At 66.3% G+C, this 25,870-nt stretch carries 24 protein-coding genes and 1 pseudogene; 12 read left to right on the forward strand and 13 right to left on the reverse strand.

From position 1 onward, the window contains the following. Positions 1-13 precede the first annotated feature (13 nt). Positions 14-1,042 (forward strand): L-threonine 3-dehydrogenase, encoded by a 1,029-nt coding sequence (gene tdh, locus KVT39_RS23865; RefSeq protein ID WP_034187547.1) that lies wholly within the window; start codon positions 14-16, stop codon positions 1,040-1,042. 389 nt (positions 1,043-1,431) lie between these two features. Here tdh and KVT39_RS23870 read toward each other — a convergent pair whose 3' ends face one another. Continuing rightward, the gene (locus KVT39_RS23870) at positions 1,432-1,848 is read right to left on the reverse strand and encodes a hypothetical protein (RefSeq protein WP_131946016.1); all 417 of its coding nucleotides are present in this window, start codon (positions 1,846-1,848) and stop codon (positions 1,432-1,434) included. Next, positions 1,845-2,483, reverse strand: coding sequence for a GNAT family N-acetyltransferase (locus KVT39_RS23875; RefSeq protein WP_217590340.1), 639 nt, complete (start codon positions 2,481-2,483; stop codon positions 1,845-1,847). The genes KVT39_RS23870 and KVT39_RS23875 overlap by 4 nt, the downstream gene beginning before the upstream one ends. 192 nt (positions 2,484-2,675) lie before the next feature. Between KVT39_RS23875 and KVT39_RS23880 the strand changes: the two genes are divergently transcribed. Both KVT39_RS23880 and KVT39_RS23885 read left to right on the forward strand, forming a co-directional pair. Beyond that, positions 2,676-3,281, forward strand: coding sequence for a TetR/AcrR family transcriptional regulator (locus KVT39_RS23880; RefSeq protein WP_217590341.1), 606 nt, complete (start codon positions 2,676-2,678; stop codon positions 3,279-3,281). 65 nt (positions 3,282-3,346) lie between these two features. Next, entirely contained in the window at positions 3,347-3,826 is a 480-nt protein-coding gene (locus KVT39_RS23885) for a nuclear transport factor 2 family protein (RefSeq protein WP_217590342.1), read from the forward strand. A 496-nt stretch (positions 3,827-4,322) separates the two neighbouring features. Here KVT39_RS23885 and KVT39_RS23890 read toward each other — a convergent pair whose 3' ends face one another. Next, entirely contained in the window at positions 4,323-5,408 is a 1,086-nt protein-coding gene (locus tag KVT39_RS23890; protein ID WP_072444984.1) for a tartrate dehydrogenase, read from the reverse strand. Between the two features lie 116 nt (positions 5,409-5,524). Between KVT39_RS23890 and KVT39_RS23895 the strand changes: the two genes are divergently transcribed. After that, a complete protein-coding gene (locus tag KVT39_RS23895; RefSeq protein ID WP_034181493.1) occupies positions 5,525-6,448 on the forward strand; it encodes a LysR substrate-binding domain-containing protein in 924 nt (307 codons plus the stop codon). Positions 6,449-6,623: 175 nt separating this feature from the next. Here KVT39_RS23895 and argC read toward each other — a convergent pair whose 3' ends face one another. Beyond that, positions 6,624-7,562 (reverse strand): N-acetyl-gamma-glutamyl-phosphate reductase, encoded by a 939-nt coding sequence (gene argC, locus KVT39_RS23900; protein ID WP_217590343.1) that lies wholly within the window; start codon positions 7,560-7,562, stop codon positions 6,624-6,626. A 121-nt stretch (positions 7,563-7,683) separates the two neighbouring features. Between argC and KVT39_RS23905 the strand changes: the two genes are divergently transcribed. Beyond that, entirely contained in the window at positions 7,684-8,568 is an 885-nt protein-coding gene (locus tag KVT39_RS23905; RefSeq protein ID WP_217590344.1) for a LysR family transcriptional regulator, read from the forward strand. A gap of 141 nt (positions 8,569-8,709) precedes the next feature. Here KVT39_RS23905 and KVT39_RS23910 read toward each other — a convergent pair whose 3' ends face one another. Both KVT39_RS23910 and KVT39_RS23915 read right to left on the reverse strand, forming a co-directional pair. Next, positions 8,710-9,174 carry a hypothetical protein gene (locus tag KVT39_RS23910; RefSeq protein WP_034181490.1) on the reverse strand — a complete coding sequence of 155 codons (465 nt, stop codon included), beginning with the start codon at positions 9,172-9,174 and terminating at the stop codon, positions 8,710-8,712. Between the two features lie 67 nt (positions 9,175-9,241). After that, positions 9,242-10,459: a patatin-like phospholipase family protein gene (locus KVT39_RS23915; protein WP_034181489.1), complete on the reverse strand. Its 1,218-nt coding sequence runs from the start codon at positions 10,457-10,459 to the stop codon at positions 9,242-9,244. A gap of 86 nt (positions 10,460-10,545) precedes the next feature. Here KVT39_RS23915 and KVT39_RS38080 point away from each other — a divergent pair. Next, positions 10,546-10,677, forward strand: a pseudogene (locus KVT39_RS38080) (RNA-guided endonuclease TnpB family protein); the annotation flags it as partial. A 58-nt stretch (positions 10,678-10,735) separates the two neighbouring features. On the opposite strand, the gene KVT39_RS23920 reads toward KVT39_RS38080, so the two are convergent. After that, positions 10,736-11,521 (reverse strand): 3-hydroxybutyrate dehydrogenase, encoded by a 786-nt coding sequence (locus KVT39_RS23920; RefSeq protein WP_105391308.1) that lies wholly within the window; start codon positions 11,519-11,521, stop codon positions 10,736-10,738. Positions 11,522-11,571: 50 nt separating this feature from the next. After that, positions 11,572-12,312, reverse strand: a complete 741-nt coding sequence (locus KVT39_RS23925) for an acetoacetate decarboxylase (protein WP_034181487.1) — start codon at positions 12,310-12,312, stop codon at positions 11,572-11,574. A 442-nt stretch (positions 12,313-12,754) separates the two neighbouring features. Here KVT39_RS23925 and KVT39_RS23930 point away from each other — a divergent pair, with 442 nt between their 5' ends. Then, positions 12,755-13,336, forward strand: a complete 582-nt coding sequence (locus KVT39_RS23930) for an undecaprenyl-diphosphatase (protein WP_034181812.1) — start codon at positions 12,755-12,757, stop codon at positions 13,334-13,336. Between the two features lie 26 nt (positions 13,337-13,362). On the opposite strand, the gene KVT39_RS23935 is transcribed toward KVT39_RS23930, so the two are convergent. The 3 genes from KVT39_RS23935 to KVT39_RS23945 form a co-directional block, all read right to left on the reverse strand. Beyond that, positions 13,363-13,596 (reverse strand): hypothetical protein, encoded by a 234-nt coding sequence (locus KVT39_RS23935; protein ID WP_034181811.1) that lies wholly within the window; start codon positions 13,594-13,596, stop codon positions 13,363-13,365. 197 nt (positions 13,597-13,793) lie between these two features. Continuing rightward, positions 13,794-14,615: a siderophore-interacting protein gene (locus KVT39_RS23940; RefSeq protein WP_217590345.1), complete on the reverse strand. Its 822-nt coding sequence runs from the start codon at positions 14,613-14,615 to the stop codon at positions 13,794-13,796. A gap of 37 nt (positions 14,616-14,652) precedes the next feature. After that, on the reverse strand, positions 14,653-15,363 hold the full coding sequence (locus KVT39_RS23945) for a PadR family transcriptional regulator (protein WP_034181810.1): 711 nt from the start codon (positions 15,361-15,363) through the stop codon (positions 14,653-14,655). A gap of 808 nt (positions 15,364-16,171) precedes the next feature. Here KVT39_RS23945 and KVT39_RS23950 point away from each other — a divergent pair. The 5 genes from KVT39_RS23950 to KVT39_RS23970 all read left to right on the forward strand — a co-directional run bounded on the left by KVT39_RS23950 (position 16,172) and on the right by KVT39_RS23970 (position 24,303). Then, positions 16,172-17,173: an FHA domain-containing protein gene (locus tag KVT39_RS23950; protein WP_034181485.1), complete on the forward strand. Its 1,002-nt coding sequence runs from the start codon at positions 16,172-16,174 to the stop codon at positions 17,171-17,173. Further along, entirely contained in the window at positions 17,170-21,219 is a 4,050-nt protein-coding gene (locus KVT39_RS23955) for a TOMM system kinase/cyclase fusion protein (RefSeq protein WP_217590346.1), read from the forward strand. The genes KVT39_RS23950 and KVT39_RS23955 overlap by 4 nt, the downstream gene beginning before the upstream one ends. Before the next feature lie 33 nt (positions 21,220-21,252). Continuing rightward, the gene (locus tag KVT39_RS23960; RefSeq protein WP_217590347.1) at positions 21,253-21,597 is read left to right on the forward strand and encodes a BMA_0021/BMA_0022 family TOMM bacteriocin; all 345 of its coding nucleotides are present in this window, start codon (positions 21,253-21,255) and stop codon (positions 21,595-21,597) included. A gap of 17 nt (positions 21,598-21,614) precedes the next feature. Next, positions 21,615-21,977, forward strand: a complete 363-nt coding sequence (locus tag KVT39_RS23965) for a BMA_0021/BMA_0022 family TOMM bacteriocin (protein WP_034181483.1) — start codon at positions 21,615-21,617, stop codon at positions 21,975-21,977. A gap of 88 nt (positions 21,978-22,065) precedes the next feature. Beyond that, positions 22,066-24,303: a TOMM precursor leader peptide-binding protein gene (locus KVT39_RS23970; RefSeq protein WP_217590348.1), complete on the forward strand. Its 2,238-nt coding sequence runs from the start codon at positions 22,066-22,068 to the stop codon at positions 24,301-24,303. Between the two features lie 119 nt (positions 24,304-24,422). On the opposite strand, the gene KVT39_RS23975 is transcribed toward KVT39_RS23970, so the two are convergent. Then, positions 24,423-24,995, reverse strand: coding sequence for an AidA/PixA family protein (locus KVT39_RS23975; protein WP_105391315.1), 573 nt, complete (start codon positions 24,993-24,995; stop codon positions 24,423-24,425). Positions 24,996-25,215: 220 nt separating this feature from the next. Beyond that, positions 25,216-25,770: an AidA/PixA family protein gene (locus KVT39_RS23980; protein WP_105391316.1), complete on the reverse strand. Its 555-nt coding sequence runs from the start codon at positions 25,768-25,770 to the stop codon at positions 25,216-25,218. Between the last annotated feature and the right edge of the window lie 100 nt (positions 25,771-25,870).

Below are 25,870 nucleotides of genomic sequence, written 5' to 3' on the forward strand. Positions count from 1 at the left end.
CGGAGGCGCGACCATGAAAGCACTGGCAAAGCTCGAGCGCGGCCCCGGACTCACGCTCACGCGCGTGAAGCGCCCCGAAGTCGGCCACAACGACGTGCTGATCAAGATCCGCCGCACGGCGATCTGCGGCACCGACATCCATATCTGGAAGTGGGACGACTGGGCGCAGAAGACGATTCCCGTGCCGATGCACGTCGGTCACGAATATGTCGGCGAGATCGTCGAGATGGGGCAGGAAGTGCGCGGCTTCGCGATCGGCGATCGCGTGTCGGGCGAAGGCCACATCACGTGCGGTTTCTGCCGCAACTGTCGCGCGGGGCGCCGGCATCTGTGCCGCAACACGGTCGGCGTCGGCGTGAACCGCGAAGGCGCGTTCGCCGAGTATCTGGCGATTCCGGCGTTCAACGCGTTCAAGATTCCGCCCGAGATCTCCGACGATCTCGCGTCGATCTTCGATCCGTTCGGCAATGCGACGCACACGGCGCTGTCGTTCAACCTCGTCGGCGAAGACGTGCTGATCACCGGTGCGGGCCCGATCGGCATCATGGCCGTTGCGATCGCGAAGCACGTCGGCGCGCGCAACGTCGTCATCACCGACATCAACGATTACCGGCTGGAACTCGCGCGCAAGATGGGCGCGACGCGCGCGGTCAACGTCGCACGCGAGTCGCTGCGCGATGTGATGGCCGACCTGCACATGACCGAAGGCTTCGACGTCGGTCTCGAGATGTCGGGCGTGCCGAGCGCGTTCACGAGCATGCTCGAGGCGATGAACCACGGCGGCAAGGTCGCGCTGCTCGGTATCCCGCCCGCGCAGACGGCGATCGACTGGAACCAGGTGATCTTCAAGGGGCTCGAGATCAAGGGCATCTATGGCCGCGAGATGTTCGAGACCTGGTACAAGATGGTCGCGATGCTGCAGAGCGGCCTCGACCTGTCGCCGATCATCACGCATCGCTTTGCGGCCGACGATTACGAGCAAGGCTTCGCCGCGATGCTGTCCGGCGAAAGCGGCAAGGTGATTCTCGACTGGACGGCCTGAGTGCCGAAGGGGCTGCGCGGCTCGCTCGCCGCCTGCCCCGCTTTCGTTTGCATGTGCGTCGTCACGATCGGAACGCGCGAATCCGGGCTTGAGGTGAGATTATTCGGGAGCTGTGTTTGCGCGTCGAATCGCGACGCGATCGCACATCATCGGTGACTTGCAATCGCGCGTTCGCTTCACCTGTCAGCCCCCGCCTCGCTTCACCCCATCACGCCAATCGGCGCCTGTTCTTCTTCCCCCGCACGCTTCCCTGCTTCGCTTGTCGAGCGATCGCTGCCTACGCACCGTATGCAATGCCGTGCCGAACCGGGACGTCAACCGTGAGTCGGTGAACCTCGTTACGACTCACTCATACGCAACGCAATCTGCCTCGAGCGGTGCGCGGACCGCTACCTGGTTTGTTCACCGTTCAACCATCGCGGCTCGAGCTGGAGATTCAACACGACGAGCCAGCGCTTCGGGCACTGCGGTGCAACGTCGATCAGATCGCCGTGCGTGCCGGAAACCGTGACGAACCCATGCTGCGCCGCATACCGATAGGCGCGCAGCGCATCGGCTTGCAGCCAGAAGCTGACGAGTGCGCAGGTCACGAAGCGGAACAGCAGCAACGTCGCGGTTTCGGGCGCGAAACCGGCCGCGACGAGCAGGCCTTCGAACGCGAACGTCAGCGCATGCGCGGCCGCGATCGTGACGATCGTCAGCTTCATCACGCCGCGCAGCCGCAGCGCCGCACGTACGCGTGCCTGCCGGACAGCGAGCTGCGCGCGATCGTCATCGCCATCATGCTTCTGCACTTCGTGTTTCATGATGCCGCACCGGCTTGCCGCGCAACGTCGATCTGCGCCCTGTCGCAGGCACGCATGCGGTCGCCCGCGACGCCGACGGATTTGCACAGGATCGCGCTGTCGTAGTTGTGTCCCGGGAAGCGCATCACGTCGACCGGTTGAAATCCTTCGCGACGATAGAAATCGATGAGCCGGACCGCTGCGGACGGCGCGTCGAGCGCGAGGTGCGTCGCGCCGCGCGCGGCCGCCCGCCGTTGCGCGAACGCGAGCAGCGAGCGGCCGATGCCGCGTTGCTGCCAGACGGGGTCGACGGCCAGCTGGCCGAGCGTCGCGACGTGCCGGCTGCGATACGGATCGCAGCGCGAATCGGGATCGTGCGAATGCATCGTCATCGTCGCGACCAGATGCGCGTTGCCGAGCGCGACGAAACATTCGCCGGTGAGCACGCGTTCGCGTGTCGCCGATGCCGGCTGGTCGACGCACGGGCAGTTGAAGCCCAGTGCGCCGAGCGGCGCGAACGCGCGATGCAGCAGCGCGGTCAGCGCGTCGTACGAATCGCTGCGCGGATCGAAGCGCCGCACGACGACGCGGCCGTCGAGCCGCTTTGCATAAGCCGCATAGGCGCGAGCGGGGCGCGCGGATTCCGGTCGCTGCATGATGTCCTTTCGCCCAGACAGGGTGACCGAAGTGTAGTGAGCGTCACGCATCTACTTCAAGAAAAAATGTCGTAAACGCGGCGGGTCGCGTCGCAGGCCGCTGTGCAGCCAGGCCACGATTCAGCCCTTTCGCCGATATGGCCATTTCACACAGGAGTTGACGGCGGAGAACGATCGTTCTACCGTAGACGCATGAACACACGACACGACACTTCCGGCGAACCGGGCGTTCGCGACCGGCTGCTCGATGCGGCCGAAGCGCTGATCTATTCGGGCGGCATCCACGCAACGGGTGTCGACGCGATCGTGAAGCGGTCCGGTGCGGCACGAAAGAGCTTTTATTCGCAGTTCGAATCGAAAGAGGCGCTGGTGGTCGCCGCGCTCGAACGCCGCGACGAGCGCTGGATGCGCTGGTTCGTCGATGCAACCCGTGCGCGCGGCAACGCGCCACGCACGCAGTTGCTCGGCATGTTCGACGTGCTGCGCGACTGGTTCGGGCAGCCCGACTTTCATGGCTGCGCGTTCCTGAACGCATCGGGCGAGATTCCCGATGCCGACGATCCCGTGCGCGTCGTCGCGCGTATGCACAAGGCGCGCCTGCTGGCATTCGTGCGCGAGCGGTTCGACGCGTATGCCGACGCAACGGGCATCGAGCGCCGCGGGCTCGCGCGCCTTGCGCGTCAGTGGCTCGTGCTGATCGACGGCGCGATCGGCGTGGCGCTCGTCAGCGGCGATACCAATGCCGCGCGCGATGCGCGCGCGACGGCCGAACTGCTGCTCGACACCGTTTCGCGGTAGTCGATGCAGCGAATCCGAACCGGCCGCGGGTGTCCGTGGCCAGAACCCTGAACAGGAGCAAATCCATGTCCGCTTCCCCCGAAGTCCGTCCGCCCGTTCCGCCCTTTACGCTCGAATCGGCACGCCAGAAGGTGCGCGCCGCCGAGGATGGATGGAACACGCGCGATCCGCAGCGCGTGGCGCTCGCCTATACGCCGCAAAGCCAATGGCGCAATCGCGCGGAATTCGTGACCGGCCGCGACGAGATCGTCGGGCTGCTGCAGCGGAAATGGGCGCGCGAGCTCGACTACCGGTTGATCAAGGAGCTGTGGGCGTTCGGCGGCAATCGCATCGCGGTGCGCTTTGCGTACGAATGGCATGACGACGCCGGCAACTGGTTCCGCTCGTACGGCAACGAAAACTGGGAGTTCGACGAAAACGGCCTGATGGCGCATCGCCACGCGAGCATCAACGATCTGCCGATTCGCGAGGCGGACCGTCTCTATCACTGGCCGCTCGGCCGCCGTCCGGACGATCATCCGGGGCTGTCCGATCTCGGGCTGTGACGTTCTCGCCGCGCCGGTTCAGCGGATCGGTTAACGCATCGGCTGTGCTCAATGGTGAGGAAATTCGGGAGCCGGTGCGCTGAAGGTGAGATTTTTCGGGACCAGGTGAAATGTCGCGTCGGACCGTGTGCTTCGTGCAGATCGAAGCGGCATCGCTCCGGATGAAGCGGACATGTCGCTCATGTCGATATCGCGTGATGCACCTATCGATGCGCAGCGGTGTGCTTCACCACGCAATGCATCTCACCGATCGAACCGGATCGACGGTCTGTTGGCGATCGGTGTGCGTGAACATGATGTGCAACTCACCGATCGGATCGATTTCAACGAAAGACACTGCAAGCAGTGCGCGTTGCAGTGTGTCGTTGCTCACCGCTCGACGTCAGCGTGCACGCATCGGAACCCGCACGGGTGCGCAACCGTATCGCGTGTTACTCACCGCCGGCTGATTCGCGAAGCCGCAGCCCGGCGCGATCGCTCGCGCCGGGCCTGACCGTCAGCCTGCGATCCGCGCGGCGATCGCCTCGCCCACTTCCTGCGTGCCCGCATTGCCGCCGAGATCGCGCGTATGCGGCCCGGCGCGCAGCACGTCCTCGATCGCGGCGACGATCGCGTCGTGCGCTTCGCGTTCGCGGCCCGCACCGTTGCCGAGGAAGTCGAGCATCATCGCCGCCGACCAGATCATCGCGACCGGATTCGCGATGTACTGCCCCGCGATGTCGGGCGCGGAACCGTGCACGGGTTCGAACAGCGACGGAAACGTGCGGTCCGGGTTCAGGTTCGCCGACGGCGCGATGCCGATCGTGCCCGTACAGGCCGGCCCGAGATCCGACAGGATGTCGCCGAACAGGTTCGACGCGACGACGACGTCGAAGCGGTCCGGCTGCAGCACGAAGCGCGCGCACAGGATGTCGATGTGCTGCTTGTCGACGGCGATTTCGGGATAGCGTTCGGCCATCTCGGCCGCGCGCGCGTCCCACCACGGCATGCTGATCGCGATGCCGTTGCTTTTCGTCGCGACGGTGAGACGCTTCGCGCGCCGCTGCGCGAGCTCGAACGCGAATTTCAGCACGCGCTCGGTGCCGTGACGCGTGAAGATCGACTGCTGCATCACGACTTCGCGGTCGGTGCCTTCGAACATCGTGCCTCCGACCGACGAATATTCGCCCTCGGTGTTCTCGCGCACGATCATGAAATCGATGTCGCCCGGGCGGCGGCCGGCGAGCGGCGACGGTACGCCGTCGAACAGGCGCGCAGGCCGCAGGTTGATGTACTGGTCGAACTCGCGGCGGAATTTCAGCAGCGAGCCCCACAGCGAAATGTGATCGGGCACCGTTGCGGGCCAGCCGACCGCGCCGAACAGGATCGCGTCCATGCCCGACAGTTGCGCCTTCCAGTCGTCCGGCATCATCTGGCCGTGCTGTGCGTAGTAGTCGCAGCTCGCCCAGTCGATCTGCACGAAATCGAAGCGGATGCCGAAGCGCGCGGTCACGGCGTCGAGCGCGCGCAGGCCCTCGGGCATCACTTCACGGCCGATGCCGTCGCCGGGGATCACGGCAATTCTGTAAGTCCTGTCGGTCATGCAAAGCTCCTTGGCTGGTCGGCCTGCTGCCGGGGATGCAGTGGCACGTCACGCCATTTTATTTATTTCCATTCGGATTAAAATCGCACGAAAGGTTAATCGACTTTCCACGAATCGTGAATAAATCACCGAACCTCGACGACCTGCGCGTGTTCAGCCTGGTCGTCCGTCTGACGAGCTTCAGCGCGGCCGCCGAGCAGCTCGCGGTGTCGCCCGCCTACGTCAGCAAGCGCATCGCGCTGCTCGAGGCGCAACTCGGCACGCGCCTGCTGCATCGGTCGACGCGCCGCGTGACGGTCACGGAAGCCGGCGAACGCGTGTTCGCGCGCGCCGAGAAGATTCTCGACGACGTCGATCATCTCGTCGAGGACGTGTCGACGACGCGCACGGTGCCGCGCGGCACGCTGCGCATTTCGAGCAGCTTCGGCTTCGGCCGGCACGTCGTCGCGCCGGCGCTGCTCGATTTCTCCGCACGCTATCCGCAACTGAACGTGCGGCTCGATCTGTTCGACCGGCTGGTCGACGTCGCGGGCGAAGGCTACGACCTCGACGTGCGTATCGGCGACGAAATCTCCGATCACCTGATCGCGCGCCGCCTCGCCGCGAACTACCGCGTGCTGTGCGCGTCGCCCGACTATCTCGCACGGCGCGGCACGCCGCGTTCGCTCGCGGATCTCGCGTCGCACGACTGTCTCGCGATCAAGGAGCGCGATCACCCGCTCGGCGTCTGGCGGCTGAACGTGCGCGGCGAAATGGCCACGGTGAAGGTCGGCGGCGCACTGTCGACGAACCACGGCGAGGTGGCCGTGCAATGGGCGCTGGCCGGGCGCGGGATCGTGTTGCGCTCGATCTGGGAAGCCGGGCCGCTGATCGAACGCGGCGCGTTGTGCCGCGTGCTGCCGGACGCGATCCAGCCCGCGAACATCTGGGCGGTTTATCCGGAACGCGTCGCGGCATCGGCGAAAGTGCGCGTGTGCGTGGATTTTCTGGCGGAGGCGCTGGCCGGCCTGAATGCCGCCGCGGGTGACGATATGGCGTGAGGCCGGTCAAAGGTGAGCTTTTACGGGGGCGTGTGCGGGCATCGGCAGACGCCCTTTCGCAGCTCGCGAACGGCGTCGCGAGCATGCAGCGTGCAGCGCGTACAGAAGCATTGCCGGCTGCGCCGCGCTGTCGATCCGCTCGCCGGGCCGGCTTTCGACGGTGCCGGTGGGCGGGTCATGCCGCACTCGACGCACCGAGCATCAGGTCGAGATTCTGCACGGCTGCGCCGGATGCCCCTTTGCCGAGATTGTCGAACACGGCGGACAGCAGCACCTGACCGTGATCGGCATTGACGAACACGCCGAGCCGCAGGTCGTTGGTGCCGTTCAGCGCTTGCGGATCGAGATGCGTGATCGCGCGCGTGTCCGCGAGCGGCGTGACATCGACATGACGCGCGTCCGCGTAGTGATGTGCGAGACACGCGTGCAGCCGCTCGCCGGTCACGCCGGCCGGGAGAAGGCGCAATTCGATCGGCACGGTCAGCACGATGCCTTGCCGATAGGCGCCGTAAGCCGGCACGAACAACGGACGGTGCGCGAGCCCGGCATGCAGCTGGATCTCGGGCACATGCTTGTGCGCGAGTGCGAGGCCATAGACCTGCAGCGGTTTCGCGCGCGAAGCCCCGTCCGATTCGAATTCATCGATGGCGGTCCGCCCGCCGCCGGAGTAACCGGAGACGGCATGGATGCTCACCGGATAGTCGCGCGGCAGCAGGCCACCCTGTTGCAGCGGCCGAAGCAAGCCGATCGCGCCTGTCGGGTAGCAGCCCGGATTGGTGACGCGCCGCGCATGCGCAATTTTCTGCGCGTGCCCATCGACCATCTCGGGAAAGCCGTAGACCCATTCCGGTTCCGTGCGATGGGCCGAACTCGCGTCGATCACGCGTACCGCCGGATTCCGGATGAAGCCGACCGCTTCGCGCGCGGCTGCGTCGGGCAGGCACAGAATTGCGATATCGCACGCGTTGATTGCCTCGGCGCGCCGTATGGGATCCTTGCGTTCGGCCGCCGGCAGCGTGAGCAGTTGCAAATCGTTGCGCTCGCGCAGGCGCTCGTGGATCTGCAGTCCGGTCGTGCCTTGATCGCCGTCGATATAGACAGTGGGGAGGCTCATGATGGTCGCGTTCCTTGCGTTCGGTCGTCGGGAGAAACCGTATCGTCCAGCGAACGCCTAGAATAGGAAAAGTTGAATTTACTGATTGTTGGATTCAGTTTTCCTGAACGAGAGGTGGGAAATGCGGGAGATCAGTCTGGACCGCCTGCGCACGCTGGTCGCAATCGCCGACCAGGGATCCTTCGCGGCCGCGGCACAACTGCTTCATCTCGCGCCGCCGACCGTCAGTCTTCACATAGCCGAACTGGAAAGCCGCATCGGCGTGCCGCTGCTGTCCCGCACGCGCGGAAACGTGCGGCCGTCGACCATCGGTGAAGTGCTGGTGGAGCGGGCGCGCCGTCTGCTGGCCGAGGTCGAGTCGACACTCGACGACGTGCAGCGTCAGGTGCAGGGGCTGACCGGACGGGTGCGTCTGGGTGCGTCGACCGGGGCGATCGCGCACCTGCTGCCGCAGGCAGTGGCCCGGCTGCGCGAGCAACATCCGGACATCGATGTCCAGATTGCGGTGCTCACGTCGCAGGACACCCTGGCGCGGATTGCGCAGGGCGTGCTCGACGTCGGGCTGGTGGCGCTGCCGCAGGCGTCGGTCGCGGGGCTGTCGATCCGCGCGTGGCGGCGTGATCCGGTGATGGCTTTCCTGCCCGCGGACTGGCGGCTCCCGGCTCGCGTGACGCCGGCCTATCTGGCCGCGCGTCCGCTGATTCTCAACGATGCGACCACGCGTCTGTCGCGGCTCACGACGGAATGGTTCGCGCTCGGCGGCCACCGGCCCGAGCCGCGCATCGAACTCAACTACAACGATGCGATCAAGAGCCTGGTCGCCGCCGGCTACGGCGCGACGCTGCTGCCGCACGAGGCGGGTGCCCCTTTGCCCGACGCACGTATCGTCATGCGGCCGTTGCGCCCGACGTTGTGGCGCGAACTAGGGATCGCCCATCGGGCCGGCCCGGTCGAGCGGCCGACGCAGCACGTGCTCGATGCGTTATGGGCGCTCGGCGCACGATAGGAAGGCAGCGCCGTTCAGGACGCGCGCCGCAGGTGCGAACCGGTCGGACGCAACATGCGCCACGCCGATTGCTTCAGCGTGTCGCCCAGTGCGTCTACGTGCGGGCAGCCCGCGCCGGCGCCCGCTCGCGGCCATGGCCCGTTACAGCCGGTTGTCCTTCGCCAGCGTCAGCACACGCGCCCAGCGCTGCGCATCGCGCTTGTCCGTCATCGGCAGCTTCCATTCGCTGCGCACCGCGTCGCGCACGTGCACGACGAGATGCCAGCGGCCGCCGATCGGCGCGGCCTGGCAGCCGTCGAGCTGCGACAGCGTATAACGACCGTCCGCGCCGTCGTGCGACAGCCACAGCAGCCCTTGCGTCGCAGACACACGCAACTCGCCCCACGCGCGATGCACGATATGCGTCCAGCCTTCTTCCCTGGTATTCGGTGCGATGTCGCGGCGACGCTTGATCCACCACGCGACCAGCGCGATCAGGATCGCGCCGGCGAGCACCGCGGCCGCGATCGCGACCGGCTGCCCGAACTGCGCGGCGATGACGTGAAACAGGTGAACCGCGCCCCATCCCAAAGCGATGAGCGCGAACAGTGCGATGAAAATCGGCATGTCGAATCGGAGATTGGAGAAGAGGACGGACCGGTGCATGCATCGCACCGATCCGTCGCACACGGCATCACCGGCGGCGGTGAATGTCGTGCGTCACGAAGCCCGCGTCGTTGTTGGGCAGCGCGAGGCCGTCCTTCACCGCGAGCGTCTTGCGGATGTCGTCGAGACCCGCGGACCAGTGGTCGCGCATCGTCGACAGACCGAACTGATAGTCCTTGTAGTGATGCTCGTACGCTTTCTGCTGATAGATCAGGTGCTGGATGTTGTACTTCTTCCCGCTCGACATCGCGTCGGCCTCGACGCACCACGGGTCGTTCTTGCGCTGCTCTTCCGGCACCTGCTCGAGCACGTGGCGCAGCACGTTGCGGTAGCGCTGTTCGCGCTGCAGCGTATCGGTGACGAAACGCGTGCGGCTCGAATACTGCACGTCCTTCGTGCGTTCGGCGACGTCGGCCATCGTGCGCGGCAGCGGCCCGCGCGCGCTCCACAGATCGACCTGGAACGCGAGCGTGTCGCTGCGCGGCCGTGCGCGGAGCACTTCCATCAGCGGCGTGTTCGACACGACACCGCCGTCCCAGTAATACTCGCCGTCGATCTCGACCGGCGGGAACGCGGGCGGCAGCGCGCCGGACGCCATGAAATGCTCGGGTGCGAGACGGATGCGCGAGTTGTCGAAGTACACGAAGTTGCCGGTGCCGACATTGACCGCGCCGACCGATATGCGCGTCTCGCCCGAATTGATCCGGTCGAAGTCGCACAGCTTCAGCAGCGTCGTGCGCAGCGCCGACGTGTCGTACCAACTGATCTTTTCCGGATGGTCGGACACGCCCGGCAGCGGCGGCGGGAAGCGCGGCGAGAAGAAGCCCTGCTGGCCCTGCATCATCGCGCTCGCAGCCTGCGACGCGGTGAAGAACGTGCGGATCTGGTCGATGCTGTTGAACAGCGCGAATTCGAACGCGGCCGGAATCGCCGGAAAGAACGCCGGCTGGCAGATCGTTTCCCAGAACTCGCGCAGCCGCTCGACGCGATGCTCGGGCGCATTGCCGGCGATCAGCGCGGTGTTGAGCGCGCCGATCGAGATGCCCGCGATCCAGTCGAGCGGAATGCCCGCCTCGTGCAGCCCTTCGAACACGCCGGCCTGATACGCGCCGAGCGCGCCGCCGCCCTGCAGGACGAGCGCGATCGTTTCGTACGGCAATGACCGCGCAGTGGCCGGCGGGCCGGCTTCGTGATGCAAGTCCGTCGCATCGACGGCCTGCTTTTCTGTACGGGCATGCGGTTTCATCAGTTGCTCCGAGAAATCCCGCCATCGATGGCGGAGAGGAAAGGAGTGACGTCGACAGACGGCATTCCATCGTTGGAATGATCGGTATGATCCTTGTCTACCGCTATCGCGTGAAGTCGCCCGACGGACTCCTGAACAAACGGAGCCGTGCGGTGAACTACGTCTGGAACTTCTGCAACGACACGCGGAAGCACACGCTCGAGCGGAACAGGAAGTTCCGGTGCGGACGTGCGCCGCCGGGTGCGGGAATCGCCTCCCGTCAGGGAGGCGAGGACGTTACTGCATGAACCAGCCGTGGCTGACGATGAACGACTGGCCGGTGAGCGCGGCGCTCGGGAACGCCGACAGGAACAGCACCGTCTGCGCGACGTCCTGCACCGTCGTGAACACGCCGTCGACCGTGTTGCCGAGCATCACCTTCTTCACCACTTCCTCTTCGCTGATCCCGAGCTCCTTCGCCTGCTCCGGAATCTGCTTGTCGACCAGCGGCGTGCGCACGAAGCCCGGACACACGACGTGCGAGCGCACGTTGTGCTTCGCGCCTTCCTTCGCGAGCACGCGTGCGAGGCCGAGCAGCCCGTGCTTGGCCGTCACGTACGCCGACTTCAGCGGCGACGCTTCGTGCGAGTGCACCGAACCCATGTAGATCACGACGCCGCCGCGATCGTCCTTGTACATGTGCTTGAGCGCGGCCTTCGTCGTCAGGAATGCGCCGTCGACGTGGATCGCCTGCATCTTCTTCCAGTCGGAGAACGCGTAGTTCTCGATCGGGTTCACGATCTGGATGCCCGCGTTCGACACGAGGATGTCGACCGAGCCGAACGTTTCGGCAACCTTGTCGATGCCGCTGTTCACGGCTTCCTCGTTCGTCACGTCCATCGCGACGCCGATCGCCTTGCCGCCTGCCTTGTTGATCTCGTCGGCGACCGCATTCGCGCCGTCCTGGTTCAGGTCGGCGATCGCGACGGCCGCGCCCGCTTTCGCGAGCTCGAGTGCGATTTCCTTGCCGATGCCGCTCGCGGCGCCCGTGACGACTGCGGTCTTGCCATTCAGGTTGCTCATTTCGAATTCCCGTGGTGAAAGGATTGACAGGGAGAAGGACTGCGGACGTGTTACTGAGCCAGATAATCGTAGACGACTTCGCCGAGACCGAGTGTCAAATCTGCGACGAGGTGCCGGGCTTCGACGATCTCGAGCACGGGCAGGTCGGCTACCGGCGCGAGCGCGTGCGGCGCCAGCTCGAGCGATGCGGGGCCCGTCCACGCGCCCTTCATCTTGATGTCCTGCATGTAGTAGCGCACCAGTTCGCATACGCGCGCGGTGCCGTCGACGTGCGGAATGATCTTCAGCAGGAAATTGGGGCCGGCGAGACGCTTCGTCTGCTCGTCGATGTCGAGTTCCTTGTGCTTGTAGCCCATCGTGCCGGTCGCGACGCGCACCTTGCCGTAGTCGAGCGTGCCGAGCAGGTGATCGGTGTTCACGTGCAGGGTGGGCGACGCGAGCTTCTTCGGGAAGCCCCATAGCTCGCGGCCGCCGGCGATCGGCGGGTGATCGTCGAGATACATCGCGAGCGTGTAGCCGCCCGGCTGGCCGTTGTATTCGACGGGAATCACCTGGCCGCTTTCGGTGTAGTCGCCGAAGCCGGTCGAATCGGCCATGCGGATGAATTCGTAATGCACGAGCGGCTCGGTGATCTGCAGCGGCTCGGGGACAATTTCACGGAGACGGTCCGGATCGGTGCGATACGTGATGATCAGAAACTCACGGTCGACGAAACGGTACGGGCCCATCGGGAAGGCAGGGCTGGTCAACGGCATCGCAAACGCTTTCGATCGGACATCGCTGGGTTTCATGCGGACTCCTTGTTGTTGATCGCTTCGTGGATGAGTGCTCGTAATCGTATGCCTGTGCGTTGCCGTTGTGCGATGCCGCATTTGGAATTAATTGTTGCCGATTTCGACGGATTTACCGCGCAAATATTGAGACGAACGACGCAAACGGCGTGGATGGCGCCCGGCGCCCCGATGCTCGCACACGTCGATGACGCCACGATGTGAAAAAGGTGAGCCTTTACGGGATGTCAGGTGAGCCTTTCCGGGAGACGGTCGCGCGTGAATATGACAATTTCGTGAACTTGTATTGCACTGCGCGCTCTAACTGCGTTCGCCACGGCGGTCGCGCCCTGTCCCGCAGGCCTGCCGCATTCATTAAGCATCGCTTAAGCGGGCGCGCCCTAGCATCGTTCGTATCCGACCGGGCAACCGGTCGAATCTTTCGCTCCACGCAACCGGATTCATGCAGAACCTCAATCTCGCCCTCTTTTCCGCCATCAACGCCGGGCATGCGCCGCAGCCGGGCGTGGCCCGCGTTGCGATCTTCGCCGCCGACTGGCTCGTCTATGCGCTGCCCGCGATGCTGCTGCTGACCTGGATCTTCGGCGCGCGCCCGACGCGGCGCCAGGCGATCGAAGCCGGCGTCGGCGTATGCGCGGCACTCATACTCGCGCAGCTGCTCGGGCATTTCTGGTTCTCGCCGCGGCCGTTCATGGCCGGCGTCGGCGCGCAGCTGATTCCGCATGCGCCGGACAGCTCGTTTCCGAGCGATCACATGACGTTCGCGTGGAGCATGGCGGTCGGCCTGATGCTCGGCGGCACGACCCGGCTCACCGGGTTCGTGATGGCCGCGATGGCCGCGGCGATTGCGTGGGGGCGTATCTATGCGGGCGTGCACTGGCCGTTCGACATGGCGGGCGGCGTGCTGGTCGGCACGGCCGGCGCGCTGGCTGCGCACCTGTACGGGCAACGTGTGACCGCGCTGCTCGAACGGTTCGGCGATTCGGTGCACGCGGTCGTGATGGGGCGCCGGCACGCGCCGTAAGCGGAAGGAAGTCGGGCAGGACGCCGTCAGCCGGGCGAGCCCGGCGTGTGGGCCGATTCGGCCGATGCGGACGGGCCGCCGCCCGCATCGTGCAGTTCGGGCGTATCGGCCGGATGCTGCGCGGCGTCGCGTTCAAGGGCGCTTTCCTTCAGGATCGCGCACATCGCGACGAACAGCGCGAGTACGACCGCGGCGAGGCCGCAATAGCCGGCGATCTTCAGGTTGCGAAGGAAAGGCGAAGCGTGGCTTTCTTTTGTCATGACCGGGCGCTCCTGGACGGGCTGCGGCGGCTGTCGCGTGACAGCGGCGACGCAGACGTACATATATACCAGCCGCGATGCCGATGCCAAGCCCGTTGGTGCGCCGGCGCCACGGTTGTATCACCCGTTCGCCGGCCGGGGAGCCTGTCTGCCGGATGCCCGTGGCCGGGAGCCCGTATGCCGGGGTGCCCGTCGCGTCAATCTTCCAGCGTTTCGTGCACGGCCGCGGCGCCGCGCTTCCAGTAGGCCGCCGCGCGGATGCGCGACTTGTCGACGCCGCGCTCGCCGGTCAGGTGCTGACGCACCGCGCGCATCGACAGCGCTTCGCCGGCCGCCCACACGTAGCCGTCGCCGGACGGCGGCAGCGGCAGGTCGCGAACCGCATTCAGCAGCACGTCGCCGTTCGCCGCGTCGGCTTCCGCGCGGAAGCGCCAGATTTCATGCACGTCGGCGCGCGTATCGAACGCAATCTGCGCGGTGCGATCCGCGACTTCCAGCACGACCGCCGCGCGCGCGCCGGCCGGCAGTTCCTCGAGACGCCGTGCGACAGCCGGCAGCGCCGTATCGTCGCCGATCAGCAGGTGCCAGTCGAAACCGGTCGGGACGACGAACGAACCGCGCGGCCCGCCGATACCCAGCCATTGGCCGACGCGCGCCTGCGCAGCCCACTGCGATGCGGGGCCGGGATGGTTCAGCACGAATTCCAGATCCAGTTCGCACGCGGCGCGGTCGAAGCGGCGCGGCGTGAAGTCGCGCGCGACCGGCTTCGGTTCGCCTTCGGGAAACTCGGGGCCGTTTGCGCCGAGCGTCGGCATCGCGGGCCGTTCGGCGCCGGGCGGCGGGAAAAACACCTTCACGTGATCATCGAACGATTCGGATTCGAAATCCGCGAGATCGGAGCCGCCGAGCGTGACGCGCAGCAGATGCGGCGTCACGGCATGCACGCGCAGTACCTGCAGCAGGCGGAACTTGAGGGTATGGCGCACGCGGGTCACGGTGCGCTCGGATGTGCTCTGCATCAATCCATTCTCCTTCGGTTTGGCGGCGCGGCGCGGATTACGCGCCGGTGCCGCCTTCGATTTCGGCCGTCGCGCGGCGCATGATTGCCGCGATGCGGCGCTGTTCGTCGGGGCCGGCTGCGCTCTTGTGCAGCAGCGCCCGCTTGAGCGCGACGCGCGCCTCGACGAACTCCGGCAGCCAGCCGGCCTGCGATTCGTCCTGCGCGTCGTTGCCCGCCGATTCCCCGGCGAACGCACGACGCATGAATTCCATCTTGCGTGCGAGGTGCGTGAGGCGCGCGAACAGCGTGTCGACGCGTTCGCGTTGCGCGTCGAGATGCGCGCGGCCGGCTTCGGTCAGCGCATAGCGCTTGCGATTGCCTTCCGCCTGCGATGCGACGAAGCCGACTTCCTCGAGATACGTGAGCGCCGGATACACCATGCCGGGGCTCGGGCTGTAGAAACCGTTCGAACGCGTGTCGAGCGCCTTGATCAGCTCGTAACCGTGGCTCGGTTGCTCGGCGACCAGCGCGAGCAGCAGCAGCTGGAGATCGTCGGACGTGAACTGGCGGCCGCGCGGCATGCCGTCGTCGCCGAAATCGCCAAAGCCGCCGCGCCCGCCACGGCCGCCGAACGGGCCGCCGCCGAACGGATCGTGGCCGCGACGGTGCCGGCCGATCGCGTACCAGAGACCGGCGAACCAGTCAGGGCGGGCATGCGCACCATGACCGTCGCATCGGGCATGGCCGCGGGAGGGGTTGTGTCGCATGATCGTGTCCTGTGTGTCGTAAAACATATCTAAAGATATATATCGAAAGATAGGGCGTCAAGGGGATTTATTGGGGTTGGATGGAGGGGCGACCGTGTCCGTCTGCTTGCGATGAAGGCTCTCGTCGATGCGTTCCCTCAACCCCTTTGGCGAGCCGATCGGACGATCGCCGTAAGGTCTGATTTCCCCGTTGCTGCGAGCCATTGATCGTGAGGCACAACCATACCGCCCCTCATTCGCCTACCGATGACACTGCGAGAAACTCGCCGTGGTGAAACGGCCTGTCGGAATAAATGAAGCAATGCTGATTTTAAAAACGTCGGCGGTAATTATTTAAATTACCGAAATGGTTTAATTTATTTCCGATTCATCAAACAAAATTTCCGCGGCGGCAAAGGTGTTTGAATCCGGCCCGTCATTCAATGTGATCTCATCCAGGCAACGCACGTCGGTCGCGGCTTGCACGCCGATGAAGATTTTCGACCCTTTATTTGCAACCCGATAATTCGTCGAAAATGTAAAGCATTGCAATATAAAACCCGGGATTGAGTATTCCGGTTGCGGCGCGTGATTTTATTTGGCAGGATTTTCAACAAGTTGCTCGATTTTAAAACAACAAAACAGTCGACCATTCAATTGACCGAAATAACAGGTGCCGGATGAGCAACGATTCGAAAGGAAGCTGACGAGAAATCAGGTAACGAAGCGGCGAACAGTCGACATTGTTCGCGATCATCGAATCAATCGCTCGCCCGGCAGCGCCGATGCGTCACTTGAGCGATCCGGGCGAATCCGACGCGGGGCGACCATGGCGATACTCAAGAACGATTCATCCGGAGAAGCGTGCCTGCTCCGCGCCTATCACGTGTTCGGCCGCGATGCCGCGCGCTGCGACACGGTCATCCGGGACGCGTCGGTGTCCCGAGTCCACGCTCTTATCCGCTGGATCGGCGGGCGGTGGGAGCTCCACGATCACAGCAGCAACGGCACGTCGGTTTCGGGCGTGCCGTTGCGCCACGGCGAGCACGCGGTGCTTCAGCCAGGCGACGTGATCCGGTTCGGCAGGGCGGGTATCGCGCCGTGGCGCGTCGATGCGCTCGACGATCCGGCCGATACGCTGTGGCCGATACGAGGCGCCGCGCATCCGATCGTGCTCGCGCCGCGCCAGATCCTGGCTGCACGCGCCGCGCAGCCGGTCACGATCGTCCGGTCGCCGGCCGGCGAATGGCTGTGCGACGACACGTTGCCGCCGCGCGCGCTTCATGACGGCGATGAAGTATCGACCGGCGACGTCACGTGGCGCCTGGCGGTCGTGCGCAACGGCTCGACGATGATGCTCGCCGCGCCCGCGGATACGGCCGCGCCGGCGCAACTGCTCGAATTCTTTGTCAGCCGCGACGAAGAGCACGTGCGCATGCTGCTGCATGTCCGCGGCGGCGTGGTCGATCTCGGCGAGCGCGCCCATCACTACAGTCTCGTCACGCTCGCCCGGGCGCGCGCGGCCGACATGCAGGCCGGCTACGACGCCGCCACGCAAGGCTGGATCGAACTCGACCGGCTGGCGCGCATGCTCGGCATCGATACGTCCCATGTCAACGTGCAGATTCACCGCGCCCGGAGCCAGTTCGCAGCCCTGCCGGGGCTGGACGCGAGCCAGCTCGTCGAGCGCCGGCGCGGCAGCGTCCGGTTCGGCGATTTTCCGTTCCGCGTCATGCGCGGCGAGCATCTCGAATGCCAGTCGGTGCCGGCCGCCCTGCCGCGTATCGGCGTGCATCGTCCGGCGCCGGACCCGGTCGCCCACTACTCGTGAGCACGGGAGAACCGGCCGTGTTGCCGACCGTGTCCCGCGCGCCCGTCGTGCCGGAAGCACTTGAACCCCGGCAACCGCGCCAGCCCGCCGCGCCTTTCGCGGAACTTGCCGGCAAGTGGCATTACCGGCTCGGCTCGCTGCTCGGCGAAGGCGGCAATGGCGTGGTGTTTCGCGCGACCTGCAGCGAGACGGGGCAGGACGTCGCGATCAAGCTGATGCGGGACGACGCCGCGCATACCGCGACAGAGCGCGCGCGCCGGCGTGTGCGCTTTCAGCGCGAGACGAGCCTGTGCGAAGCGCTGCGGCACCCGAACATCGTGGCGTTGCTGGACAAGGGGGTAGCGCCCGACGGCCGGCTGTTCGCCGTATTCGAGCTGGTACAGGGCCGGACCTTGCGCGACCGGCTCACAGCGCAGGGGCCGCTGTCGGCCGTCGACACGGGCCGGCTGATGACGGAGGTGCTCGACGCGCTCGCGGCCGCGCATCGGCGGGGCATCGTACATCGGGACCTGAAGCCGCAGAACATCGCGATCACGATGGCCGACGACGGGCCGCACGCGATGCTTCTCGATTTCGGCATCGGCGCGTTGCTGCCCGGCACGGAAGACATCGCGCGTCAGACTTCGACGCTGGCGACCGAGGTGCTCGGCTCGCCGCCCTACTGCGCGCCAGAGCAATTGCGCAACGAGCCGCCGACGCCCAGGAGCGATCTGTATGCGTGGGGTCTGATCGTGATCGAATGCCTGACGGGCGATGTCGTCATGCACGGCGCGAGCGTGGCCGACATTCTCTATCAGCAGCTCAGCCCGGTGGATGTCGCGCTCCCTCGGTCGATCGCGTCGCATCCGCTCGGCTCGGTACTGCGGCGCGCGCTGAGCAAGAATCCGGAACAGCGCGCCGCGTCGGCCGACGAACTCGCGGAGCCGTTTCGCGCGCTCAACTTCGCCGCGCTCGTCGGCCAGTTCGATGCCGGCCGCGCAAGCGGGCAGACGCGTCCGCGCCCGTTCGCGCCGCGCGGCGAGACGATCGCAACGGTGGGCGAGTACCGTCAGATCACCACGCTGTGCTGTTGCGTGACGATCTCCGGAGAGGGGCGGCGGCGCCACGCCGGAACCGATCACGGCGACTTGCTCGACGGCTACGAGGAGCAATGGCTGACGAAGTGCGCCGACATCGCCGTCGGTTATGGCGCGCAGGTCGACGGACGGCTCGGCGACACGCTGCTGTTCCATTTCGGCCTGCACGGCGACATCGACCGGCCGGCGCGCCGTGCGGCGCGCGCGGCGCTCGACATGGTGCGGGTGGCCGAGCGCGCACGGCTGCCGGCGTCGGTAGCGGCCGGCGGCGAAGGCTGGCGCGTCGAAGTGGCCGCCGCGATTCACGTCGGGCAGGTTCTCGCTCATGCGTCGCGCATGTCGGGCATCTCGACGCCCGCCGCGGCGGCGCGGCTGCTGCGGCTTGCCGGGCCCGGGCAGATCCTGATCAGCGACGATGCGCGGCTTGCGCTCGAACGGCATGCCGACTATCGGCCGACCTCGTTGCGGCTGGCGCGGGCGGGCCTCGTGCCGCAGCCGGTTCATGAATTGCTCGGCGAGCGTCGCGCCGATACGCCGTTCGATTCGCTCGACGCCGGCATGCGGGCGCCGATGGTCGGCCGCGCGCGCGAACTCGACGCGCTGTTGCGCGCGTGGCAGGAGACGCTTGCACGGCATCGTCGCGTGATGCGCGGCGAGCCTGCGCCGCACGGTGTGCCGCGGCTCGTCGTCGGCGACGCCGGAATCGGCAAGTCGCGCCTCGTGCACGAGTTGTGCGACGCGGTCCGGATTCAGGGCCACGCCTTCGCGCATTGCGGGTGCCTGCCCGAGCGGGAGAATCATGCGCTGTTTCCGATCCTGCGATTCATCGGCGCGCATTGGCATATCGACGCCGACAGCCCGGCCGGTCCCGCGCTCGCTGCGATCGACGCGATGATCGCGCCGCTCGAATGCGATCATGCGGCGGCCCGTGTCGCGCTCGCGACCTGGCTGGGGCTGCCCTGCGATGCGAAGGGGTTCCTGTGGTCGAGTGCGCGCGAACAGCACGCGCTGTTCGATGTCCTCGGGCAACTGATCGTGTCGCTCGGCAACGGCGCGCCGGTACTGCTCGTTGTCGAGGACGTCCAGTGGATCGATCGCTCGACCGAGGACTTTCTTGCGTACCTGCAGCGCTCGCCGCACGCGGCGGCGCTCGGCATCGTGTTTACGTCGCGCCCCGACAAGCTCGGGCGCTGGCGCGGCGCGACCGAACGCGTGGTGCTGCGCCGCCTGCCGCGCGACGACGCGCAGCGCCTGATGTCGGCGTGTCTGGGCCGGGGCGTGCTCGATCCGGCCTGGCTCGACCAGCTCGCCCAGCGCACGGCGGGCATCCCGCTGTTCATCGAGGCCGTCGCGCGCGAGCTGACGATGAACGGCACGGATGGCGCGGACGGCTCGCTCGCGGGGCTGCGGGCAACGGACCCTTATCCGCTTCCGCTCAGCCTGGGCGGCATGCTCGGTCTCGCGTTCGACCGGATCGACGACGCGCGCGACACCGCGCAGCTCGCCGCGACCATCGGGCTCGAGGTGGATGCGCAATTGCTCGCCGACGCATCGCCGCACGATCGCACCACGCTCGACGCGCATCTGCGGCTGCTGCTCGAAGAGCGGATCGTGTACGCGCAACATCGGCGCGATCGCGTGTTCTATTCGTTCCGCCACGCGCTGATTCGCGATGCGGCCTATGAATCGATGCCGCCCGCCGTGCGGCGCGGCAACCACGCACGCGTCGGCCGCGCGCTGGTCGTGCAAGCCGACCGCGGCGCCGGTGCGCATGCGTTCGGTGTCGCCGGGCATTTCGCGCGCGCCGGTGCCTTCACCGACGCGGTCGCTCACGGCATCGACGCGGCGCGCCGCGCACTCGAACGTTCCCGCTACGACGATGCGATCCGCTACGGGCAGGCCGTGTTCGACTGGCTCGGCAACGCCGACTACGCGCAACGCGAGCACGACAGCGCGCGGATTCGCGCCACGTTGACGCACGCAACGATGGCACGGTTCGGCTGGGCGGACCCGCAGGTGCGCGAGCATGCGGAGCAACTGTTGCGGCAGATGCAGACGCTCGACGACCCGGAGCTCGAGATCAGCGCGCTATGGACGCTGTCGACCTACTATCACGTCGCCGGCGATCGTCCCACCGTGCGCGGGATCGGCATGCGGCTCGACGCGCTCGCGACCGAGCGCGGCGATGCCGGCGTCCAGGTCGCGGCGGACGCGATGCGCGGCATGAGCCTGTGGGTCGACGGCGACTATGCGCGCGCCCGCGCCGCGTTCGACGCGGTGCTGGCCGGCTACGACGTGCGGCGCGACGCGGACCATCGGCGCATCCTGGGGCTCGATACGCGCGCGTGGACGATGGCGTCGCTCGCGAGCGTGCGCTGGTGCATGGACGACGATCCGCAGGCCGCGCTCGCGATGGCGCGCGACGCGGTGTATTGCGCGACCTGCCTCGACCATCTGCCGACGCTCGGCGTCACGATGATGTACCTCGCACGCACGTACCAGCTGGCGGGCGATCGCGACGCGGCCCGCACGCTGTCGGAAGCGATTCTGCGTCTGTCGGACGTGCATCGGCTGCGCGCGGTCGGGCACTACGCCGCGATCATTCATGCGTGGGCGCAAGGCGATCGCGAGGGCGTCGTCGCGCATCTCGATGCGCAGCGGCAGTCGGGCGGCCTGCTCGGGCTGACCTACTACGCGTCGCTGCTGGCCGAGCTGGATGCCGAGCACGGCGACTACCGCGCCGCGCTCGCGCAGATCGAGCAGTGCCTCGCATGGTGCGAGTCGACCGGAGAACGGTATTACGAAGCACAGCTGCTGCTGAAGAAGTGCGAGTACTTGTGCCAGGCCGACCCGCGATGCGGCGGCGTGGCCGCGCTGGCCGCGTGCCGGCGCGCATGCGAAGTTGCAACAACGGCGGGCATGGGCCGCATTGCCAGGCTCGCCGGAGCGATGTTGCAGTCGTTGCCGTAAGTCGTTCCATTCATCAATCAGGAGAACATACCGATGAGCAAGGATCTGCGATTACCGACGTACGAACAGTTTCTCGAATACCGGGCAACCGTCATTCGGGCGATCGCCCTCGCGTGGCATTCCCCGGCGTTTCTCGAAGAACTCGAGGCCGATCCGGTCCACGCACTGCGCGAGCATTTCGACTATCACTTCCCGTTCAAGCTCGACCTGAAGGTGCAGACCAAGTCGTCGGCCTGGACACCGGGCGTCAACGGCGACTGGACGGCCGGCCAGAAAAACAAGCTCACGTTGTTTCTGCCGCCCGCGCCGGCGAACGAGAAGCAATTCGCGCAGGCGCTGGCCGCCTACAACGCGAACCACATCACCATCATGGAATGACTTCAGGGGAAACCGATATGGCAAAGGAAAACGCTAATCCGACGCTCGAATCGATGCTGGAGTTTCAGAAGGTCTATCTGCGTGCGATCGCGCTTTCATGGCGAAACCCGGACTTCAAGGGCGAGCTGCTGGAGAAGCCGCTGGACACGCTCGCGAAATACTTCGGTTACCAGTGTCCGTGGATCATCGACATCGAGGTCGTCGAACCGGACGGCGATCATGGCTGGAGGGACAACGGGAAGGACGGCGGGAGCTGGCACCTGCCGCGCAACGTGATGACGGTCGGCATACCGGAACAGCCGTTGAGCCGGGACGAAGAGGCCGTTGCACTCGCGGCGTACAGCGACGCCGGGTCGACTTACCTGTTCACCTGCTGCTGATCCGGCGCGGTCGCGCCGCGCACCGTCGCGTGCCCGGGCCGGCTGCCCGGGCCGCGATGTTTGCTTACCCGCTGCACGGAACCCGACGATGCTTGATGACCTTTCGCGCGTGTTGCGCTTCAAACCGCATTTGCTCGTGCTCGATGCGGGCCCCGAGACGCTGTTCGTCGTCGACGAATTCAAACGCGCGATGCTGTCGGGCGCGATCTTCGTGCGGATCGCCGCCTGCCTGCGGGCGCGGATGACGATCGCCGAGATCGTCACATCGCTTGCCGGCACGTTCGGAGAATGGGACGTGCTCGCGCGGCTCGATCATCTGGTGCGTCGCGGCTACGTGCGCGCCGACACGCCGCACGACGACGATGCGGCGCGCGGCTTCTTCGAGCGCACCGGACTCGACGGCGACGCGGCCTGCGCGCGCGTCGTGCAACTGCGCGTCGCGGTCGAGGCGTTCGGCGCCGACGATGCGGCGCTCAGGCGCGCGCTCGACACGGCCGGCATCGACGTCGTGCCGGACGCCGAATTGACCGTCGCGATCACCGATACGCACGACCGCGACGATCTCGCCGCGTGCGCCGCCCGCGTGGCGGCGCGCGGTGGGGCATTGCTCGTCGTGGCGGCCGGTGGCGTGCAGACGCTGATCGGGCCACTGCTGGCCGGCGGCGGTGCGCTGGCCGACGCGCCGTGCATCGAATGCGTGCGCTACTGGATTCGCATCAATCGGCCTGTCGAGGCGCTGCTTGCGCGCCATCACGGCAGCGACGCGACGCGTCTGCCGCCGGCCGCCTCGCGTGCCGGGGCAGCAGCAGCGGCGGCGCTCGTGGCGGCGACGGTCGAGCAGATCGCGGTCAACCGCACGGTTTCGGAACGGTCGCAAACGCATATCGTGGCGCAGCGCATCGACACGTTGGCCGCCGAGCGGCACCGCGTGCTGAAGCGTCCGCAATGCCCGTGCTGCGGCAATCCCGCGTGGATGCGCGAGCAGGCGGCGCGGGCGCCGCAACTCGCCGATCATGCGCCGTTGGCGCGTGCCGACGGCGGCTACCGTACCGCCGATCCGCAACAGGTGTTCGAGCGTTACGCCCATCTGATATCGCCGGTCAGCGGCGCGATCGCGTATCTGCACCCGATGCCGAAGCGACACGCGGGCCTGCGCAAGGTCTATGCGTCGGGTTTTCTCGTGTGCCCGGCCGCCGTACCGGGCAGCAACCGGTTCGACAGGATCTGCTCCGGCAAAGGTCGCACCGACGAACAAGCCCGGGTGAGCGCGCTATGCGAGGCGCTCGAACGATACAGCAGCGTGTATCAAGGCGACGAGGCGACACTGACCGGAAGCATCGAAAGCCTGCTCGCCGATCCGGCATGCGATGCCGTGCCGATTCACGTGAACGATCTTCAGCAGTTCAGCGAACGGCAATTCGACGCGCGCGATGCGATCAACGCATTGACGCGCGATGTTCGAAAGCAGGTGCCGCCGCGTTTCACCGCGCGCGACGTCATCGACTGGACGCCGGCCTGGTCGCTCGTGACCGGCAGGCGCCATCTCGTGCCGCTGAGCTACTGCTATGCGGAAACGCCCGACAGCGCGCAGGCGCCCGCCGCATGCGTGCACAATCCCAACGGTTGCGCGGCGGGATCGAACGTCGACGAGGCGATTTTGCAAGGCATGCTCGAATTGATCGAGCGCGATGCGGTCGCGATCTGGTGGTACAACCGGATCCCGCGCCCCGGCGTCGATCTCGCGAGTTTCGACGATCCGTATTTCGATGCGCTCGTGCGTGAATACGCGACGTTCGGGTGGCGTTTGTGGGCGCTCGACATCACCACCGATCTCGGGGTGCCGACCGTGGCCGCGCTGGCGGAAAATCCGCAGGACGGGCACTTCTCGATCGGCTTCGGCTGCCATCCGGACGGCCGAATCGCGGTGCAGCGCGCGCTGACCGAAGTCAACCAGTTGCTCGATGTCGCGGCGGAGGCGCCGCACCCGTGGGATCGCGACAAACTGTCGGAAACCGAATTCCTGTATCCGGCGAACGGCGTGCGCTGCACAACGTGCTCGACGTGGCGGCCGAGCGACGCTGCGTCGTTGCCGGCGGCGCTCGCGCATTGCGTCGGGCGCATCGCGGCGGCCGGCATCGACGTGCTCGTCGTCGACAAGACGCGGCCCGACATCGGCTTGTCCGTGGTGCAGGTCATCGCGCCGGGGTTGTGCCATTTCTGGCCGCGGTTTGGTGCGCGACGGCTTTACTCGGTTCCAGTGGAATTGGGATGGCGCGCGCAGCCGTGCGACGAACAGGAACTGAATCCGGCACTGCTGTTTCTTTGACTTGGCCGGTTGTCCGCCGGCGGCGGCTCCTGGCGGTCGGGCAGATTCCACCCGCCGGGAGCCGCCCGGCGCCGGGTTCCGAGCGCGACGTCGGTCGCGTCGGAGGCGCCGGCTGGAGGTCACCGGTTGTTGATGGTGATGTACGGATCCCACGTGACGTAGCCCTTCAGCTGCGCGTGCCGGTCGTAAATGGCGACGACGAACGTATAGGTTTCGTCGCCGGGACTGAGCACGGTGGCTTGCGCGTAGTAGTCCGCGCGCGGCTCTTCGTTCACACGGTTGTTTTCGGGCCAGCCCGGTGCGGGGTAAGGCTCGGTGATGTTGGCGGTGATGTACGAGACCTCGCCCAGCCGATTGGTGCCGATAGCCTTGAAGCTGTACAGGAAGCACTTGTAGTCCGCCGTGTCGGTCAGCGACACGGTGCGCCAGCGAATCACGTCGTTGACGTTGGCCTTGATCCGCAAATTGCTGCCGGCCTCGCCCTGGTTCGTGCCCGGCTTCGGGCCCTGGCCGTAGCCATACGCCGCATTCGCCAGCGTGGTAATCATGTAGACGGTATCCGGATTGTTCCCGAGGGACGTCGCCGCACCCGGATTCGAACTGAGCGAGTTGTTGTTCCTTCTCAGGATTTCCTCGACATCGAACGCGGTCAGGACATCGATGATGCTGTAGGTACTCAGAATTTCAGGCATGGCAGTTCCTTTCGAGTGTGAGTGTTGAAACAACGGTGTATTGCGTAGCGGCCCTTCCGGTTTTCGAGCCGCCTGGGTGCAGCATGGTTGAACGTTCGCATAGCTAACGTTCGGGAATTGCCGGAAGCGAACGGCGGGCCGGTTAAGCCTGCCCGCCGAAAACTGCCGGGCGCCCTTGGTCGGCTCCGGCCTTCACGGCATTCAAGGCGCCCGTTCGCGCTCAGTAGCGGATCGTGATGGACGGGTCCCACTGGAAGTAGCCCACCAGCTCGCCGTGGCGCTGGTACACGGCGACGACGAACGTATAGGTCGCCGTGCCCGGGCGTCGCGCGGTGGCGTGCCAGTAGAAATCCGAGCCCGGTCGTTCCTTCACGCCGTTGTTCGGCCAGCCCGGCGCGGGATCGGGCTCGCTCGGGTAGCTATGCTCGAACTTCGGGGAGGACAGCGGCGGGTCTTCCGGGGCCGTGACGGACATGATCTTGAACGTGTGAATGAAGCACTTGTAGTCCGCCACGTCGGTCAGCGAAATCGTGCGCCACCGGATGACGTCGTTGACCTCGGCGCGCATGCTCAGATTGCTGCCGGCCTGGCCGGAAATGACATTCCGGTCCGTGGTGATCATGTAGACCTCGTCGTAGCCGTTGGACGGCAACAGGGTCGGTGTTGACGGATCCTTGCTGAGTTGATTGTGCGGCTTTTGATAGCCCAGGATTTTTTCCACATCGAACGCGGTCAGGACGTCGACGATGTTGTAGGTACTCAAGATCTGAGACATGGCAGTTCCTTTCACGCTTTATCGTTGGCGAAACACACTGCTGAGTGACGCCGCTCGTGGCGCCTGCACCTCTCCCATCCTGCGAAGCGGCGCCTGCGGA

It is taken from the genome of Burkholderia sp. GbtcB21 (assembly GCF_019091065.1).
Lineage (GTDB): Bacteria > Pseudomonadota > Gammaproteobacteria > Burkholderiales > Burkholderiaceae > Burkholderia > Burkholderia pyrrocinia_C.